At 57.2% G+C, this 18,593-nt stretch carries 17 protein-coding genes; 11 read left to right on the forward strand and 6 right to left on the reverse strand.

The window, feature by feature from the left end:
- Positions 1 to 30 precede the first annotated feature (30 nt).
- On the forward strand, positions 31 to 249 hold the full coding sequence (infA, locus tag Q1K07_RS11145; protein ID WP_013332816.1) for a translation initiation factor IF-1: 219 nt from the start codon (positions 31 to 33) through the stop codon (positions 247 to 249).
- A 209-nt stretch (positions 250 to 458) separates the two neighbouring features.
- Here infA and clpA read toward each other — a convergent pair whose 3' ends face one another.
- The 3 genes from clpA to icd all read right to left on the reverse strand — a co-directional run bounded on the left by clpA (position 459) and on the right by icd (position 5,003).
- On the reverse strand, positions 459 to 2,738 hold the full coding sequence (gene clpA / locus Q1K07_RS11150) for an ATP-dependent Clp protease ATP-binding subunit ClpA (protein WP_300310788.1): 2,280 nt from the start codon (positions 2,736 to 2,738) through the stop codon (positions 459 to 461).
- A gap of 204 nt (positions 2,739 to 2,942) precedes the next feature.
- Positions 2,943 to 3,281, reverse strand: coding sequence for an ATP-dependent Clp protease adapter ClpS (gene clpS / locus Q1K07_RS11155; RefSeq protein WP_300310946.1), 339 nt, complete (start codon positions 3,279 to 3,281; stop codon positions 2,943 to 2,945).
- 465 nt (positions 3,282 to 3,746) lie between these two features.
- Positions 3,747 to 5,003 (reverse strand): NADP-dependent isocitrate dehydrogenase, encoded by a 1,257-nt coding sequence (gene icd / locus Q1K07_RS11160; protein WP_300310791.1) that lies wholly within the window; start codon positions 5,001 to 5,003, stop codon positions 3,747 to 3,749.
- 187 nt (positions 5,004 to 5,190) lie between these two features.
- On the opposite strand from icd, the gene Q1K07_RS11165 reads away from it, so the two are divergent.
- The 9 genes from Q1K07_RS11165 to Q1K07_RS11205 all read left to right on the forward strand — a co-directional run bounded on the left by Q1K07_RS11165 (position 5,191) and on the right by Q1K07_RS11205 (position 14,130).
- Positions 5,191 to 5,784, forward strand: a complete 594-nt coding sequence (locus Q1K07_RS11165) for a pseudouridine synthase (protein ID WP_300310793.1) — start codon at positions 5,191 to 5,193, stop codon at positions 5,782 to 5,784.
- Positions 5,781 to 6,230, forward strand: coding sequence for an NUDIX domain-containing protein (locus tag Q1K07_RS11170; protein WP_300310795.1), 450 nt, complete (start codon positions 5,781 to 5,783; stop codon positions 6,228 to 6,230). Before Q1K07_RS11165 ends, Q1K07_RS11170 begins: the two co-directional genes overlap by 4 nt.
- A gap of 264 nt (positions 6,231 to 6,494) precedes the next feature.
- Complete coding sequence (mnmA, locus tag Q1K07_RS11175; protein ID WP_300310797.1) at positions 6,495 to 7,607, forward strand: tRNA 2-thiouridine(34) synthase MnmA; 1,113 nt, start codon at positions 6,495 to 6,497, stop codon at positions 7,605 to 7,607.
- Positions 7,604 to 8,242 (forward strand): high frequency lysogenization protein HflD, encoded by a 639-nt coding sequence (hflD, locus tag Q1K07_RS11180; protein ID WP_300310799.1) that lies wholly within the window; start codon positions 7,604 to 7,606, stop codon positions 8,240 to 8,242. The genes mnmA and hflD overlap by 4 nt, the downstream gene beginning before the upstream one ends.
- 111 nt (positions 8,243 to 8,353) lie before the next feature.
- Positions 8,354 to 9,730 (forward strand): adenylosuccinate lyase, encoded by a 1,377-nt coding sequence (gene purB / locus Q1K07_RS11185; RefSeq protein WP_300310802.1) that lies wholly within the window; start codon positions 8,354 to 8,356, stop codon positions 9,728 to 9,730.
- Between the two features lie 128 nt (positions 9,731 to 9,858).
- Entirely contained in the window at positions 9,859 to 11,070 is a 1,212-nt protein-coding gene (locus Q1K07_RS11190; protein WP_300310804.1) for a cupin domain-containing protein, read from the forward strand.
- Entirely contained in the window at positions 11,063 to 11,506 is a 444-nt protein-coding gene (locus tag Q1K07_RS11195) for a GNAT family N-acetyltransferase (protein WP_300310806.1), read from the forward strand. The genes Q1K07_RS11190 and Q1K07_RS11195 overlap by 8 nt, the downstream gene beginning before the upstream one ends.
- Positions 11,507 to 11,852: 346 nt before the next feature.
- Positions 11,853 to 13,448: an isocitrate lyase gene (locus Q1K07_RS11200; protein WP_300310808.1), complete on the forward strand. Its 1,596-nt coding sequence runs from the start codon at positions 11,853 to 11,855 to the stop codon at positions 13,446 to 13,448.
- A 208-nt stretch (positions 13,449 to 13,656) separates the two neighbouring features.
- Entirely contained in the window at positions 13,657 to 14,130 is a 474-nt protein-coding gene (locus tag Q1K07_RS11205; RefSeq protein WP_300310810.1) for a glycine zipper 2TM domain-containing protein, read from the forward strand.
- Between the two features lie 130 nt (positions 14,131 to 14,260).
- Here Q1K07_RS11205 and Q1K07_RS11210 read toward each other — a convergent pair whose 3' ends face one another.
- The gene (locus Q1K07_RS11210) at positions 14,261 to 14,542 is read right to left on the reverse strand and encodes a hypothetical protein (protein ID WP_300310812.1); all 282 of its coding nucleotides are present in this window, start codon (positions 14,540 to 14,542) and stop codon (positions 14,261 to 14,263) included.
- Between the two features lie 255 nt (positions 14,543 to 14,797).
- On the opposite strand from Q1K07_RS11210, the gene Q1K07_RS11215 reads away from it, so the two are divergent.
- Positions 14,798 to 15,280 (forward strand): peptidylprolyl isomerase, encoded by a 483-nt coding sequence (locus Q1K07_RS11215; protein WP_149284124.1) that lies wholly within the window; start codon positions 14,798 to 14,800, stop codon positions 15,278 to 15,280.
- 238 nt (positions 15,281 to 15,518) lie between these two features.
- Here the strand turns inward: Q1K07_RS11215 and Q1K07_RS11220 are convergent, their stop codons facing one another.
- Together Q1K07_RS11220 and Q1K07_RS11225 are read right to left on the reverse strand one after the other, a co-directional pair.
- Entirely contained in the window at positions 15,519 to 16,184 is a 666-nt protein-coding gene (locus Q1K07_RS11220; protein ID WP_300310816.1) for a CDP-alcohol phosphatidyltransferase family protein, read from the reverse strand.
- 20 nt (positions 16,185 to 16,204) lie between these two features.
- Positions 16,205 to 18,448 (reverse strand): FAD-dependent oxidoreductase, encoded by a 2,244-nt coding sequence (locus Q1K07_RS11225; protein ID WP_300310818.1) that lies wholly within the window; start codon positions 18,446 to 18,448, stop codon positions 16,205 to 16,207.
- Positions 18,449 to 18,593 lie beyond the last annotated feature (145 nt).

Raw genomic sequence — 18,593 nt, forward strand, 5'->3', positions numbered from 1 at the left:
GTCCTGATCCATCAGCGAGGATTCGCCTATATGGCACGCGAAGACCATATCGAAATGGAAGGCGTCGTCGTCGATACCCTTCCCAACACCATGTTTCGTGTCGAGCTGGAAAACGGCCACGTCGTTACCGCTCACATCTCTGGCAAGATGCGCAAGAACTATATCCGCATCCTGACGGGCGACAAGGTCAAGGTAGAGCTGACACCTTACGATCTGTCCAAGGGCCGCATCGTCTACCGCTCCCGTTAAGCCCCATCGAGACGGAACACTTGGCGTGGGCAACGCAGCATGATGGCGCAGTATACGCTGCTCTCACCCTCGCCCCTGCTCTGTAAGCTTCACGCAGCTTGCCGCAGTTCTCTATAAGCTTGTCTGCTTACTGCGCCCCTATACAGCGACGCCCCGTCGCTGGACGGGGCGTCGGCAGTTATGCCAGAACTTCATGCTGAACATCGAGATCAGGGAGTGTCTGCTGCCAGCTCCACATCCGCAGACAGACTCAACTCTCCGTTCTCCAGCGTGACGTGGACGACACCACCATGCTCTGCCAGATCGCCGAACAGAATCATCTCGGCCAATGGTTTCTTGAGTTTTTCCTGAATCAGGCGAGCCATCGGGCGCGCGCCCATGTCGGGGTCATATCCTTGCTCCGCCAGCCAATCCCGGGCCTCATCGTCCACTTCCAGCTGAACACGCTTCTCATCCAGTTGCGCCTGTAGTTCGACAAGGAATTTGTCGACCACGTTGCGCACCACTTCCACAGGTAGAGCGTGGAACTGGATGATGCCATCCAGGCGGTTGCGGAATTCCGGCGAGAAGGTCTTGCGAATCACCTCCATGGCATCGGTAGAGTGGTCCTGGGTCTGGAACCCGATGGAACGACGCGTCGCCTGCTCCACCCCCGCATTGGAGGTCATGATCAGAATGACGTGACGGAAGTCGGCTTCACGTCCGTTGTTATCGGTCAGGCGGCCATGGTCCATGACCTGCAGCAGCAGATTGAAGACCTCAGGATGTGCCTTTTCAATCTCATCCAGCAGCAATACACAGTGAGGCTGCTTGGTAATGGCTTCGGTAAGCAGCCCGCCCTGGTCATAACCGACGTAGCCGGGAGGCGCACCGATCAGACGCGATACGGTATGACGCTCCATGTACTCGGACATATCGAAGCGTACCAGCTCCACGCCCATGATCGTGGCCAGCTGACGTGCCACTTCGGTCTTGCCGACCCCAGTAGGGCCTGCAAACAGGAAGCTGCCAACCGGCTTGTCCGGTGCCTTGAGCCCTGCGCGGGAAAGCTTGATCGCCGCGGCCAGGCTATCGATGGCCTCGTCTTGACCGAATACCAGCATCTTGAGATCACGATCCAGGTTCGCCAACAACTTGCGATCGGAACTGGACACACTCTTTGGCGGAATCCTGGCAATCGACGCCACCACGGCCTCAATCTGATCCACGTCGATGGTATCGATACGCATCTCAGGAGGCAGCAAGCGCTGATGGGCACCGGCCTCATCAATGACATCAATGGCCTTGTCCGGCAGATAGCGGTCATTGATATAGCGATCAGCAAGACGTGCTGCGCATTCCAATGCTGCATCGGTGTACTTGAGCTGGTGGTGCTCCTCGAAGCGTGAGCGCAATCCTTTGAGAATGCGGATGGAGTCCTCCACCGAAGGGGCCAGCACGTCCACCTTCTGGAAACGACGAGCCAGAGCACGGTCTTTCTCGAAAATACCGCGGAATTCCTGGAAGGTTGTGGAACCGATACAACGCAGCTCACCGGAAGACAGCAGCGGCTTGAGCAGGTTGGAAGCGTCCATCACCCCACCGGAGGCGGCACCGGCACCAATGACCGTATGGATCTCGTCGATGAACAGAACGGCATTGGGTTGCTTGCGCAGTTCACCGAGGAGACCCTTCAAGCGCTTCTCGAAGTCGCCGCGATATTTGGTGCCTGCCAGCAGCGCGCCCATGTCCAGGGAATACACTACGGCATCAGCGATGACATCAGGTACGTCTTCCTCAACGATACGCTTGGCCAGGCCTTCGGCAATGGCTGTCTTGCCGACACCCGCCTCACCTACCAACAGCGGATTGTTCTTGCGCCGACGAGCCAGAATCTGCACCACCCTCTCGAGCTCGTGATCACGCGCAATCAGAGGGTCGATCTTGCCCATGCGTGCCTGCTCATTGAGGTTCGTGGCAAACCCGGTCAACGGATTGCCACCAGACTCGCTGACGCCCTCCTCACCCTCTTCCGACTCAGGAGATGACGGCGCCGGGCTCTGGCCATGCCCTGCCACCTTGGAAATGCCGTGGGCGATGTAGTTGACGGCATCGACCCGGGCAACATTCTGCTGCTTGAGGAAATAAACCGCCTGGCTCTCCTGTTCGGAGAAGATGGCTACCAGCACATTCGCTCCGGTCACTTCACTCTTGCCGGATGACTGCACGTGAAATACCGCGCGTTGAAGCACCCTCTGGAAGCCCAGGGTAGGCTGGGTTTCACGTTCGCTCTGATCCTCAGGAATCAGAGGTGTGGTGGAATTGATGAAATCCTGCAGGTCGGACCGCAGCTTATCAAGATTGGCCCCGCAGGCACGTAGCACATCGGAGGCAGCTGCATTATCCAGCAGCGCCAGCAACAGGTGCTCCACGGTCATGAACTCATGGCGCTTCGAGCGCGCCACAGTGAAAGCCGTGTTCAGGGTCAGTTCAAGTTCTTTGCTCAGCATGGCAGTCCCCTTCTCGCCGCCTAGGGCTTGCGTCGGATCTTTTGTGGTCCGGCATCATCAACATCGGGCACAAACGCCGCCGTTGCAAGTTCTCCTTCAACGTTGCGGTTCTCGCTGCCCGCTAACCCATGCCGTGAGCCCGTCCCGTAAGTCAAGAGCATCGCTGGATAACGTGAAACGAACGACTGAGTCCATCGCGTGAAATCAGTCTGCTGACTCGATGTCACTCAGCAGCGGATGCTGACACTCTCTTGCATATTGATTGACCTGATGACTTTTGGTTTCCGCAATATCTCGAGTGAAGATACCGCAAGTTGCCTTGCCCTGGGTATGCACCGTCAACATGATCTGTACTGCGCTCTCGCTATCCAGATGAAAAAAAGTTCGCAGTACCTCAACGACAAACTCCATGGGGGTGAAGTCATCATTATGCAAGACCACCTTGTACATGGGTGGCCTGGCCAGTTCTGGATCAGCCGCCTGAGTGGCCAGATCCCCCTCTTCCTCCTCGGTCGGTTGCGGCGGTCGCGTCATGCCCGCCATCGTGCTCACTACTGCGGATGTCGGCCACCTGGCCCAGTTATCATCATACTGGTTGAACATAAGCCTCACATCATCGTATTCATGCACCGCTCACGACCCAACCTCCTACAGCTGGCCATCTCCCTGCAGACTATCATGACAAGCTCTCATGACAGATTCTCATGACAGATTCTCCTGCAGGATGGTAATACCTGAGAGATAGACACCCTGTCGAGCATTGGACGTCGGTCAAGCAGCTTGGTTCTCAACTTTATCTTCATTATCGGGCCAATCACTCACGCTTTCACGTAAAACCATACTCTCGACAGGCAATTTCTGATGCACTGCCCTTGAAAGCATGCGGGGGAAAACGTGTTGGTATAAACCTGCCTGTATCAACATAGCCCGGTCATGCGTCTGGCTCAGATATGAAAAGCCCCCACCTGTCGCCAGGCGGGGGCTTGCATCATGTCAGCTCGTCAGCACTTACATGTTGGCTGCAACAGCCTCTCCGAATTCGGAGCACTTCAGCAGCTTGGCATTGTCCATCAGGCGCTCGAAGTCATAGGTGACCTCGCCCTTGGAGATAGCCGATTCCATGCCCTTGATCACCAGATCGGCAGCTTCGACCCAACCCATGTGGCGCAGCATCATTTCTGCGGACAGGATCAGGGAGCCCGGGTTGACCTTGTCCTGACCGGCATACTTCGGAGCAGTACCGTGAGTAGCCTCGAACATGGCAACAGTGTCAGACAGGTTAGCACCCGGAGCGATACCGATACCGCCCACTTCAGCTGCCAGAGCGTCGGATAGGTAGTCACCGTTCAGGTTCAGCGTGGCGATGACATCGTACTCGGCCGGACGCAGCAGGATCTGCTGCAGCATGGCGTCAGCGATAACATCCTTGACCACGATGTCCTTGCCGTTCTTCGGGTTCTTGAAGGTCATCCAGGGGCCGCCGTCGAGAAGCTCGGCGCCGAACTCTTCCTTGGCCAGCTCGTAACCCCAGTCCTTGAAGGCACCTTCGGTGAATTTCATGATGTTGCCCTTGTGCACCAGGGTCAGCGACTCACGGTCGTTGTCGATGCAGTATTGCAGGGCCTGACGCACCAGACGCTTGGTACCTTCTTCGGAAACCGGCTTGACACCGATACCGCAACCTTCCGGGAAACGGATATTGGTGACGCCCATTTCTTCGCGCAGGAACTTGATGACCTTGTCGGCTTCGGCACTGCCAGCCTTCCACTCGATACCAGCATAGATATCTTCAGAGTTTTCGCGGAAGATGACCATGTCCACGTCACCCGGGTTCTTGACCGGGCTCGGCACGCCGGTGAACCAGCGAACCGGACGCTGGCAGACATACAGGTCGAGTTTCTGGCGTAGAGCCACGTTCAGAGAACGGATACCACCACCCACCGGCGTGGTCAGCGGACCCTTGATGGAAACGACATAATCCTTGACCACTTCCAGAGTTTCTTCTGGCAGCCAAGTATCAGCGTCGTAGACCTGAGTCGCCTTCTCACCGGCATAGACTTCCATCCAGTGGATCTTGCGCTCGCCGTTGTAGGCCTTCTGCACAGCGGCGTCGATTACAATCTTCATCGCCGGAGTCACGTCGATACCGATACCATCACCTTCGATGAACGGGATGATCGGATTATTCGGTACGTTCAGGGTGTTGTCGGCGTTGGCGGTAATCTTTTCGCCGCCCGCAGGGACGACAATTTTCTGGAAACCCATGGAGAACTCCCCTGTCTGGTCTTGTGAAGAAGGCCGTGGGAATGGCATCGAAGGTGCACTCCAGTTGCCGCTTCTCACAGCTCCCCCTGTTCAGTGGAGCGCGGAGTATAGCATTACCCCCCGCTCACGGAGTAGGCTTTGTCGACAATCTTTCTCTCTTTGCCCTGACGAGCCCCATCATCGCTTCATGAGCCAGCTTTATTTACTGCACAAACCCTATCGTATGCTGTCCCAGTTCACGGACAGTGAAGGCCGGGATACTCTTTCCGACGTGATCGACATACCTGGCATCTATCCTGCCGGGCGCCTGGACTATGACTCGGAGGGGCTGCTTCTGTTGAGCGATGACGGCGAATTGATTCACCGCATCAGCCATCCGCAACACAAGCAACCCAAGACCTATCGTGTCCAGGTCGAAGGTCAACCCAGCGATGACGCCTTGCAGGCTTTGCGTAAAGGGGTCACGCTCAAGGATGGACCAACATTGCCAGCCAAGGTTCGTCGACTCGCGGATTCCGGCCTGCCGGAGAGAGAGCCGCCATTGAACCCCAAGCGCCACCCGGATACATGCTGGCTTGAACTGACAATCACCGAGGGACGCAATCGCCAAGTGCGCAGGATGACAGCACACGTCGGCCATCCCACTTTACGCCTGGTCCGGGTCGCCATCGGCCCTTGGCGACTTGATGGTCTGACCCCAGGCCAGTGGCAATGCCAGACTCTGCATGCTCCAAAGCGACCTGCAGGCCACCCATCACCACGTTCAAGGAGGCACAAATGATGCGCTGGACACCCCATGTCACTGTGGCCACCGTGGTCGAGCGTGCAGGCCGCTTCCTGATGGTGGAGGAAAACCGCGGGGGCCCGCATACCCTGTTCAACCAGCCCGCGGGGCACCTTGAACCTGGAGAACGCATCCAGGACGGCGCCCTGCGAGAGGTTGCCGAGGAGACCGCATGGAGGGTCGGCATCACCGACTATCTTGGCATGTATGTCTACCATGCGCCGGACGGACAGACCTTCCATAGTCACGCCTTCTTCGGCATGGCCCTGGCCCACCTCGGCAACGAACTGGACCCAGGCATCCTCGACATTCACTGGCTGACCTTGGAGGAAGTCGAAGAGCTCGACCGGCAAGGCCGCCTGCGCAGCCCTCTGGTGCTGCGTCGTATTCGTGATGCCCTGGCCGGCAAGACCTATCCCATGGAGGTGCTTCACGAACGGTAAGCCGCTCGTCGCCTGGCCCCGCTTCGTGTATAATTTCGGCCCATTTACGACATCTCAGTATCAGCGCAGGCTTGCGACGCCCACAAGACTCGTGAATGCCCGCTCCTGTACGAGAAAGCGGTTATTGAGCTGCTCTGTTTTCGTAGAAACTGCTCTTTTTCTAGAAACCGCTTTATATAGAGGCAGTTATAGAGAATATAGAGGCAGTGATAGAGACAGTCTTTATAGAGACCGCTTATAAAGAATTGCTATTAGAGAATTGCTATGTCCGCGCCCACCGGCAAAGTCATCGTCGGCATGTCCGGCGGTGTCGACTCCTCCGTCTCGGCCCTGCGCCTGCTTGAACAAGGCTACGAAGTAGAAGGCCTGTTCATGAAGAACTGGGACGAGGACGACGGCACTGAATATTGTACCGCCAAGGAAGACCTGGCGGACGCTCAGGCTGTGTGCGACAAGCTCGGCATCAAACTGCATACGGCCAATTTCGCGGCTGAATACTGGGACAATGTCTTCGAACATTTCCTCGCTGAATACAAAGCGGGGCGCACGCCCAATCCCGACATCCTGTGCAACCGCGAAATCAAGTTCAAAGTCTTTCTCGACTACGCAGAGATGCTCGGTGCCGACCTGATCGCCACTGGTCATTATGTGCGTCGCGGTGAGCGCGACGGTCGTCCACGCCTGCTCAAGGGCCTGGATGCCAACAAGGACCAGAGCTACTTCCTGCATGCTGTACCGGAGGCCGCCATCGGTCGCACGCTGTTCCCTGTGGGCGAGATCGAAAAGCCTCAGGTCCGCGCCATTGCCGAACGCCACGGTCTTGTCACGGCGAAGAAAAAGGACTCCACCGGTATCTGCTTTATCGGGGAACGTCGTTTCTCCGACTTTCTCAAGCAATACCTGCCTGCTCAGCCAGGTGCTATCGAAACGCCGGACGGTGACAGAATCGGCGAACACATGGGGCTGATGTACTACACCTTGGGCCAGCGCCAAGGGCTGGGTATCGGCGGACTGGCCAGCTACCCCGAAGACCCCTGGTACGTGGCGGCCAAGGACCTCGAGCGCAATGTGCTGATTGCCGTACAAGGTAAGCACCACCCGCTTCTGTACACCGACAGCCTGTCCACCGAGGCCATGGACTGGGTGGCAGGTTCCGCACCCACCAGTGAAGGACGCTTCACCGCCAAGACACGTTATCGCCAGACAGATGTCCCCTGCACCATGCGCACACGTCCCGATGGCGGTGTCGATGTTCACTTCGACGAGGCGCAACGTGCCGTGACACCCGGCCAGTCTCTCGTACTCTACTCTGGCGATGTGTGCCTCGGTGGCGGTGTGATCAATGCAACTTGGAATGCGCAGGAGAAAGCGGCATGAACGAGTCCGTCCCGATTCACCGCGCCCCCGAGTCGCCCATCGCACGCCAGGTCATCGCCCTGGCAGGTGTGTTCCAGGCTGCTCACCTGGCCGACTCCCTGGCTCGCACTGGACAGGCTGATAGCCGCGCCTGGGAAACCCAGATCAATGCCACGCTGGAAACCCAGCCTCCGACCTTCGAGTCGATTTACGGTGGCCACCCCAACAACCTGCGTATCGGTCTCGAAACACTGGAGGCCGTTGTAGGTAAACGCCAGGTCAACCCTGTGGTACTGCGCTATGGCTTCAGCATCATGCTGCTGATGAACAGGCTACGCAGTGACAACGCCATGATGGATGACCTGGGGGGACGTCTGGAACGTATCCGGGCCCAGGCGGAACACTTCGGCAACACCCACGAGAATGTTGTTGCCAGCCTCGGTGAGGCTTACCAGCAGACCATTTCGACACTCAAGAACCGCATCGTCATCCAGGGTGATCCTAGCCTGCTGCAAAGCCCCATGATGCCGGAACGCATTCGTGCAACCTTGCTGTCAGGTATTCGCTTCGCCCTGCTGTGGCATCAACAAGGCGGGCGCCGCTGGAAACTGATGTTCCAGCGCAACTCTCTCAAACGTGCCCTGGACGAACTCTGAAGCTGCCTGATCGAACGCAACGACACTCTCGTGGCTCAGGACAGGCTCGCGGGAGCAGAACAAGCCTTCACCCCAATATCAACTGACTTTCTGAACAGCCGGAACCTCATCATGCAACTCTCCGCTCTTACCGCCCTTTCCCCCGTCGATGGCCGCTACGGCAGCAAGGCTGAGTCCCTGCGCGAGCACTTCAGCGAATTCGGCCTGATTCGTGCCCGAGTCACTGTCGAGATCCGCTGGCTGCAACGCCTGGCCGAGTTGCCCGGTATCAGTGAGGTTCCTGCGCTGTCTTCTGCCGCTTCTGATTTCCTCGATCGCCTGGTCAATGAGTTCAGCGAAGCCGATGCTCAGCGCATCAAGGAAATCGAGCGCACCACCAACCATGACGTCAAGGCGGTGGAGTACTTCATCAAGGAGAAGATCGAGGCCCAGCCCGAGCTGCACGCCATCACCGAATTCGTGCACTTCGCCTGCACCAGTGAGGACATCAACAACCTGTCCCATGGCCTGATGCTGCAAGGTGGCCTGTCCACCCTGCTGCCGGTCATGCACGAAGTGGCCGACTCCATCGCCCAGCTGGCCGAGCGTCATGCCGAGCTATCGATGCTGTCACGTACCCACGGCCAGACCGCCAGCCCCACTACTCTGGGCAAGGAAATGGCCAATGTTGCCTATCGCCTGCGCCGTCAGCTCAAGCAAATCGAAAGCGCCGAGATTCTGGGCAAGATCAATGGTGCAGTGGGCAACTACAACGCCCATCTGACTACCTATCCGGATGTGGATTGGGAGGCAAATGCCCAGACCTTCGTCGAGAGCCTGGGCCTGACCTTCAATCCTTATACGACCCAAATCGAGCCGCATGATTACATCGCAGAGCTGTTCGATGCGGTATGCCGCTTCAACACCATCCTGATCGATTTTGATCGTGATGTTTGGGGCTATATCTCGCTGGGCTATTTCAAGCAAAAGACAGTAGCTGGCGAAATCGGCTCTTCCACCATGCCGCACAAGGTCAACCCCATCGATTTCGAGAACTCCGAAGGCAACCTGGGACTGGCCAATGCCATCCTTGGCCATCTCGCTCAGAAACTGCCGATTTCGCGCTGGCAGCGGGACCTGACCGATTCCACCGTATTGCGTAACCTGGGTGTCGGCATGGCTTATGGCCTGATCGCCTACCAGGCCTCTCTCAAGGGCATCGGCAAGCTAGAGGCCAACCCCGAGCGTCTGGCAGAAGACCTCGACAGCAGCTGGGAAGTCCTGGCCGAACCGATTCAGACGGTGATGCGTCGCTACGGCATCGAGAAGCCCTACGAGAAGCTCAAGGAACTGACGCGCGGCAAGCGTATCGACCAGGCAGGTTTCGCTGCTTTCATCGACACTTTGGCCTTGCCGGACGAGGTCAAAGCAGAGCTCAAGGCACTGACTCCGGCGACCTATATCGGTAACGCCGTCGAACAGGCGCACAAGCTCTCTACCATGCGTTAAGGGAATACTTGCCGCCCTTCGGGCTCACGAGAGGCCAGGGCTTGCAATGATGAGGCTGCCGGTGCTGCTTTCGCACACCGGCAGCCTCTTGTACTTTATGGCTCAGCCACTTCTCTACAGGATGCGCTATGTCCGCCTACGACTCTCCTATCGCCCTGCTTGGTGGTCTGACCACCCATGATTTTCTGCGCGATGTCTGGCAGCAGAAACCGTTACTGATCCGGGGAGCTTTCCCTGACTTCGAAAGCCCACTATCCCCCGACGAGCTAGCAGGACTGGCCTGCGAAGACAATATCGAGGCTCGCCTGGTCGAGGAGCAAGGTCCCGATGGTCCATGGCAAGTCAGCCACGGCCCCTTCGACGATGCCACCTTCGCTCGACTGCCAGAACACGACTGGAGCCTTCTGGTCCAGGCAGTGGATCATTATGTACCGGACGTCGCGGCACTGTTGGAGCATTTCCACTTCCTGCCGCGTTGGCGTCTGGACGACATCATGATCAGTTACGCGCCGCCAGGGGGCAGTGTCGGTCCTCACGTCGACCAGTACGATGTATTCCTGCTGCAGGCCAGTGGCCAGCGCCGTTGGCAACTGGGCGGCAAAGTCGGCGATGATGCCCCCATCATCGCTGGCATTGATCTGCGCATTCTCGAAACCTTCGATATCGAACCTGAACATGACTGGGTGCTGGAGCCGGGTGACATGCTCTACCTGCCACCCGGCTGGGCTCACCATGGTGTCAGTCAGTCCGATGATTGCATGACAATTTCTGTGGGCTTTCGCGCGCCCTCTGCCGATGAGGCCATCACCTCCTTTGCCGACTATCTTGGCGAGCGCCAGCCGGCCTCTCATCGTTATGGCGACCCAGGCATGGCGCCTCCCCGGGATCCCGGAGAGCTGGACGATGAAGCCGTTCAGCGCATGCGCTCGTTGATTCTCGATACTCTGGATGACCCTGCGCAACTGGCCCAGTGGTTTGGCCGCGTCATGACCCAACCCAAGTATGTGGATCAACTGGTGCCCAGCGAGACACCTACCGAGGTGGACGATCTTGTTGCTGCACTACAGGAAGGCGAACAACTCGAGCGTTCACCTGGCTCTCGTTTTGCCTGGCGCGCGCTGGAGAATGGCCTGGCGACGCTGTTCGTCGACGGCGATGGACATGACTGCGACCTGAATCTGGCCCGCACCCTGGCAAGCCTCGACCCTGTCGATGCCGAACTGCTCAGTCATCCCGGAGCACCTCAGTTGCTGACCCAGTTGCTGGATGCCGGCAGCCTCACCTGGCTGGATGAAGATGACGTTGATGAAGAGAACGATCAGGACGACGACCATGAATGACACAGTACGTATTGAAAGCGGTTCCTGGGAACAGCTCGGCGAACCTGCCAGTCATATTCGTCAAGTCGTCTTCGTGGAAGAACAGAACGTGCCTCTCGACGAAGAATGGGATGGGCTCGACCCTCAGTGCCTTCACCTGCTGGCCTGGGTCGAGACAAGTGAAGGAGAAAAGGCCCTGGGTACTGCCCGACTGCTGCCCGATGGCCATATCGGCCGTGTTGCTGTACTCCAGGAAGCCAGAGGCCTAGGTGTCGGCGCCAGCCTGATGCGTGCCGCGATCGAAGCCGCACGCCAGAGAGGCCACGATCATGTGGCCTTGGCTGCCCAGACCCATGCCCTGCCTTTCTATGAACAGCTCGGCTTCAAGGCTGAAGGAGATATCTTTCTTGATGCTGGCATTCCGCATCGCAACATGACATTGAATTTCAGCAAATAAGTGCCCCCTCCGTTTCTCTTCTCCAGGGAACTCGACTACAAGAATGTGCTCTCCAAAGGCATTCTTGTAGTCATACTACAACCCCACCTACCCCCAAGTGACAATGGTCAAGCCCCGCCACAGTAGGACATAGTCGCTAACAAGACGGCATGCGCTGCACTGCAATGACAGCCAGATTGCTTATCTTGTAGTCACAACATGCCGCACCAATCAGATTCATGGCAGCCATGGAAAACATGGTGAGTACAGCAACAGAATCTGGCTATAGTTAGCAACGATTGTTAGCAACTGCAGCATTGAAGTTTCGCAGGTGTTCCCACTCCAGATACGAAAGGACGGCCCGACCATGACCTTCAATGACGACCTCAAGGCAATGACCCAGCTGCGCGAGGCCCACGCCAATCACTGGGCAAGCATCAGCCCCGAAAATGCCGCCCGCATGCGTGCCCAGAACCGGTTTCAGACGGGCCTGGACATCGCCCGCTACACCGCGAGAATCATGCGCGAAGACATGGCCGCCTACGATGGCGACAGCTCCCTCTACACCCAATCTCTGGGATGCTGGCACGGCTTCATCGGTCAACAGAAGCTGATTTCGATCAAGAAGCACTTCGGCAATACCAAGCGCCGCTATCTGTACCTGTCCGGCTGGATGGTTGCTGCTCTGCGTTCAGAGTTCGGTCCACTGCCTGACCAGTCCATGCATGAAAAGACCAGCGTGCCAGGTCTCATAGAAGAGCTTTACACTTTCCTGCGCCAGGCAGATGCCTGGGAGCTCAACCACCTCTTCCGGGATCAGGAAACCGCCCGTCAGGCCGGAAACAGCGACAAGGTTGCCGAGCTGCAAGCCAAAATCGATAACCACGAGACTCATGTGGTGCCGATTATCGCTGACATCGACGCCGGCTTTGGCAATGCCGAGGCCACCTACCTGCTGGCGAAGAAGATGATTGAAGCGGGAGCCTGCTGTATCCAGATCGAGAACCAGGTGTCCGACGAGAAACAGTGTGGCCACCAGGATGGAAAAGTGACCGTTCCCCACGAGGACTTCCTGGCCAAGATTAATGCCGTACGTTACGCCTTCCTTGAACTGGGAGTGGACGATGGCGTCATCGTCGCGCGTACCGACTCCCTGGGCGCAGGCCTGACCCAGAAGATTGCCGTTTCCCATGAGGCAGGTGATCTGGGCGATCAGTACAACAACTTCCTTGATGGCGACGAAATCACCTCCGCCGACGACATTGGCCCTGGCGATGTCGTGATCAAGCAGAACGGCAAGCTGATCAAGGTCAAGCGCTTGGCTTCTGGTCTGTTCCAGTTCAAGCCTGGCACTGGCGAAGATCGAGTGGTGCTGGATTGCATCACCAGCCTGCAGAACGGTGCCGACCTGATCTGGATCGAGACAGAGAAGCCTCACGTCGGCCAGATTGCAGGGATGGTCAACCGCATTCGAGAAGCCGTGCCAAATGCCAAGCTGGTCTACAACAACTCACCATCCTTCAACTGGACCCTGAACTTCCGCCAACAGGTATTCGATGCCTGGGAAGCTGAAGGCAAAGATATGTCCGCCTACGATCGTGCCAAATTGATGGGTGAAGAATATGACGCCACCCCGCTGGGCCAGTTGGCGGATGAATGGACTCAGAACTTCCAGCGCGATGCCGCTCGTGAAGCCGGTATCTTCCATCACCTGATTACGCTGCCGACCTATCATACCGCGGCCCTGTCCACCGACAGCCTGGCCAAGGGCTACTTCGGCGAAGAAGGCATGCTGGCCTACGTGGCGGGTGTCCAACGCCGTGAGATCCGGGAAGGTATTGCCACGGTCAAGCACCAGGACATGGCCGGCTCCAATATCGGTGATGATCACAAGGAATTCTTCCACGGGGACGCAGCACTCAAGGCCGGAGGCAAGGACAACACCATGAATCAATTCGGTTGAACATCACACCGCCATTCCTGCTGAAACCCGGGGAGGCCTACGGCCTCCCCGACTTGTTGCTTGCATGATCGCTGATTAAATGATTTTCTCGGGAAACCAAGGAACTAAAGCGATATGCTGAATTCTAATAATGAAAGATTAGAAAACCGCATTTCTCTTATTCAACCTTATTTCTTTTTCTTTAACGCAGTAGAGGGGTATACCCATCATGCAGGTCACCAAGACACGACTCGTTCCCGCTCTGGCCATTGCAGCCCTTGCTCTTACCGGTTGTGCCAATACTTCTGGCTACTCCGGCAATGTCTACTCTGGCAACCAGGCCAAGGCTGCTCAGAGCGTGGAATACGGTACCATCAGCTCCATGCGCCAGGTGCAGATTCAGGCCGAGAACAGTGGCATCCTGGGTAGTGGCGGTGGCGCTATCATCGGTGGTCTGCTCGGCAACCAGGTGGGTGGTGGCTCCGGTCGCACCTTGGCCACTGCCGCGGGCGCTATCGGTGGTGCCGTGGCCGGCAGCAAGATCGAACAGTCAGCCAACCGTGTCGCAGCATGGGAGCTGGAAGTCCGCAAGGATAACGGCCAGACAGTCGTCGTCGTGCAGAAAGCAGACCAGCCGTTCCAGGTCGGTCAGCGCGTTCGCCTGATTGGCAGTGGATCGAATCTCAGCGTAGCGCCTTATTGACGTGACGCCAGACCGACCAGTGTGACTCTTGTGTTTCAGGCAGGAGACACAAACGACATCGCCCCAGCCATCAGAAAAGCTGGGGCGATGTCGTTATGCCCCATCATGATGGGGCATAAGAAACTGCTCGTCAGTGCATCTTGACCTTGCTCATGATCCAGCAGCCTAGCTTGCCACCAACACCAACGATGATTGCCATGATCAACAGCGTCATCAGCATATCGATGGGAGACACAATAGCCGTCGCCACAATGGCGGCAAAGGCTGGGCACCAGATCCAGCGGTCATCCTCACTGCGCAGCACGGCAGGCAACAACCGATCTACCATAGAACCGAAGATCCCTGGCCAAGCCTTTATTGTCAGGGCCAGGATGACGGCAAATACGACCAGCCAGATCACGAATAGCATCATGTCAGACTCCACACGAGTGACGTTAATTAAAAGGATGGGGAAAAAACGTTCCCAGAGGGTATCCCCACCATCGGCACCGCGCAACTAACGACAGGAAAGTCATGCAACTACCGACAAGTTAAAGCATTAGTGCGTGAATCCTGTTCAGGATACGACAGCAACAAGCTGAAAAATGTCCCATCCACCTGACATCACCTTCCTCTGCACGTTACCATGAAGGCTTAAATGCACTCACCAAAGACCAAAGGTTCATCCATGCAGATTGCGCAAAACTCTGTCGTCGCGTTTCACTACACCTTGACCAATGACGCTGGTGAAGTGCTGGACAGCTCGGAAGGCCGTGAGCCGCTGACTTACCTGCACGGTGCTGGCAACATCATTCCCGGGCTGGAAAAGGAGCTCGAAGGCAAGAGCACAGGCGATAAGCTTGTCGCCAAGGTAGCTCCTGCTGAAGGCTACGGCGAAGTCCAGGATCAACTGGTGCAAGAAGTTCCTCGTGATGCTTTCCAGGGCGTCGATAACATCGAAGCCGGAATGCAGTTCCAGGCCCAGACCCAGGGCGGCCCACTGATGGTCACCGTCACCAAGGTCGAAGGTGACACCGTCACTGTCGATGGCAATCACCCGCTGGCCGGCCAGACCCTGAACTTCGACGTCGAGATCACTGACGTGCGCGAAGCCAGTCAGGAAGAGATCGAACATGGCCATGTGCATGGCGAAGGCGGCCATCAGCACTAAGGCTTATTCCCCCCCCTCCATCGCCCTATGCCATCAAGTGTAGTGTCAGTGGGGGACAGGCATGAAAGGGCAGCTCTCGCCGGCTGCCCTTTTTGTGCCTTCCAGGCCTCTTCTACACTGCCAGGTGCCCGTCTTTCCCCTCCATGGTTCGTGTAGCATATGAACTGCCCGTTTATTGGAGTAGTGGTTCTCCTTATCTTGTCGATTATTGACAATTCAATAAATCGGCTTACACACATTAATACCGTCGCCTAGTCAATCGGGCGTGAGCTTTTCCGTGTCGGCGGCAGGCAGTCTCTTGAGCGTGCGATACCCCCCCCCACAACCGAGTGGCGGTCGTTATCAGGCAAGCAACAGCAAACAGTGATGCCAACAAGGGGAATTGTGCCGGCCAAAGACAGAAAGCCACCAAAGCCACTACGGTTTCGGTACCTTCTGTCAGGCCATGCAGGTAATAAAAGGCCTTGCTCTGGAAATTGGGACGCTGAAGGTCATGTCGTGAAGCCATGATGGCAAAGGCCAGAAAGGAAGATCCCGTGCCAATGAAGGCAAACAGCAACAACGCAGAGGGTAATGCATTACGCTCACTATCGGCCAAGGCAAACCCCAGCACCACAGCAGCATAGAAAACGAAATCCAGACCAATATCGAGAAATCCTCCGGCATCACTGGCCTTTCCGGAACAGCGCGCCAGCGCTCCATCCAGGCCATCCCCCAGGCGATTGAGCAGAATAGCCAGCAAGGCCCAGCCATAAAGCTCCATCGCCAGCAGGGGCAGAGACAGCATCCCCACCAGAAAGGCAAACACTGTCACGGCATCCGCTGTCACTCCCAGGTGCCACAAGCGTCGGGCCAGAGCCTGAAGCGGCCGTTGTGTCAGCGGCATGGTCCAGCGATCAAGCATATCAGTCCTTGAAGTATGCGTTACGGGGAACGGGAGCCTTCTGCATTGCGATCAGAAACGGCTGCCTTGTCCGCATCCATGGAAGATGCTTCGCTCCCTCCAGTTGAGGACTCTCCACGTCGCCAGGCAAAGTACCTCTCCAGCCAACGCAGTATTCGTGCTGGCTTATGCGCATTTTTCCACACTCCGGCAGTGGCTTTTGCTGCCTCAGAGTATGTCGGGTAAGGGTGAATAGTACCCAGCAGCTTGTTCAGGCCTATCCCCTGGGTCATGGCCAGGGTGAACTCGGCCAGCATCTCCCCCGCGCCATGCCCGACGATCGAAGCACCAAGGATACGGTCCTTGCCCGGTTCAGTCAGGATCTTGATGAAGCCACGAGTATCCCCCTCCGCAATCGCTCTATCCAGCTCGGAGAGCGCATAACGCGTCACTTCATACTCGATCGCCTGTTCCTGGGCTTCACGCTCATTGAGCCCCACCCGAGCCACTTCTGGATCAGTGAAGGTCACTGCGGGCAATGCCCGATAACTCACCTTGAAACGCTTGATCTCACCGAACAGAGCATTAACCGTGGCATGCCAGGCCTGGTGGGCGCTGGCATGGGTCAGTTGATAGGGCCCCACGACATCACCACAGGCCCACACGTTGGGCAACAACGACTGCAGTGCCTCATCGACATCCAGAGTTCCTCCGGGCCGAGTGGTGACACCAAGCGCTTCCAGCCCCAGGCCCTTTACATTCGCCTGCCGCCCTATCGCGACCAGAATCCGGTCGAACTCGAGTCGATCAAGACGTGTCTCTCCATTTTCCGTCACCTCGACTTCCAGATAATGACGACTTGTTTCCTCCCCAGTGACTACCGCCAGTGCTCGGCTGGAGAGCCGGACATTCACACCATTCTCTCTAAGCTCCCGGGTAACTTCCTCGGCCACATCCGGGTCTTCTCTCGGCAATAACTGGCTGCCCATTTCCACCAGGGTGACCCGGCTGCCCAGACGGGCAAAACTCTGTCCAAGCTCGCAGCCTATCGGACCACCACCCAGGATCAATAGCCGGTCCGGCAATGCATCCAGTTGCCACAGGTTGTCCGATGTCAGTATCTCGACGTGCTCAAGGCCAGGAATGGGAGGTACTCTTGGGTGAGCCCCGCTGGCGATGATCACATGCCGAGTCGACAGGACCTGGTCTCCGACACGCACCCGCCAAGGGTCCACCAATATAGCCTCACCCTGGATCACATCGACACCAAGCCCGCGATAGCGCTCAGGACTGTCATGGGGCTCGACTTCTCGAATCGCACGATGCACATGGCCCATGACAGCGGAGAAATCTACCTGGGGTTCCCCGGCGCTGACACCATATGATGATGCCCGCCGCACATCCTCTGCCGCCCGGGCCGCACGAATGAGCGCCTTGGATGGCACACAACCAGTATTGAGACAATCGCCCCCCATGCGATGACGCTCCACCAACGTCACCTTGGCCTTGAGCGCTGACGCAATGTAACTGGCAACCAGCCCCGCCGAACCAGCCCCAATCACCACGATATCCCGGTCAAACCGACTTGGGCGGTTGTACTCTCGGGCAAGACGACGCCGTTTGGCCAAGGCAACAAGCGCCCGGGCCATCCAGGGAAAGCCCCCTATCAGAATAAAGGACAGGAGCATCCCGGGAGACAGGATGCCAGACAGCGACTCAAGGTTGCCCAGCTCACGCCCGGCATTCACGAACACTGCCGTACCTGGCAACATGCCCACCTGGCTGATCCAATAGAAGGTGCGCAGACGCATGCGCGTCAGGCCCATCACCAGGTTGATGACGAAGAACGGAAATACCGGAACCAGTCGCAGCGTGAAAAGATAGAAGGCCCCTTCCCTGTTGATACCACTGTTGATCCGCACAAGCTGGCGTGCAAAGCGTCGTTCGAGACTGTCACGCAACAAGGTGCGAGCTATCAATGCAGCCAGTGTGGCACCCAGCGTACTCGCGAAGGAGACGATGCCCAGACCGGTCCAGAAGCCAAACAAGGCGCCTGCCAGCAAGGTCAACAACACGGCACCAGGTAATGACAGAGCCGCCATCAGAACGTAGATAATGAAAAAGCCACCAGCGACTTTCAGAGGTTCGTCCAACCACCAGGCGTGAAACTGAGCCTGCTGAGCCTTGATGGATTCCAGCGTGAGTTCATTCTGGGCTCCACTGATAAAGAAAGCAGCCACCGCCATGATGATGACTGCCACCAAGCCCCATTTCTTTATGTTCACTCATGCCTCCTGGGCAGTTTTCTCTCCCACGACCTGATGCCGCAGTGTCCAGTATGGTCGTAGATCTCTCGCACTACCTTACAGATCGAGGTGTATTCACTACCTGACAGTGTAAGGAAATGGCCATTACTGGAACTCAAGCTAG

This window comes from Halomonas sp., assembly GCF_029263665.1.
Lineage (GTDB): Bacteria > Pseudomonadota > Gammaproteobacteria > Pseudomonadales > Halomonadaceae > Halomonas.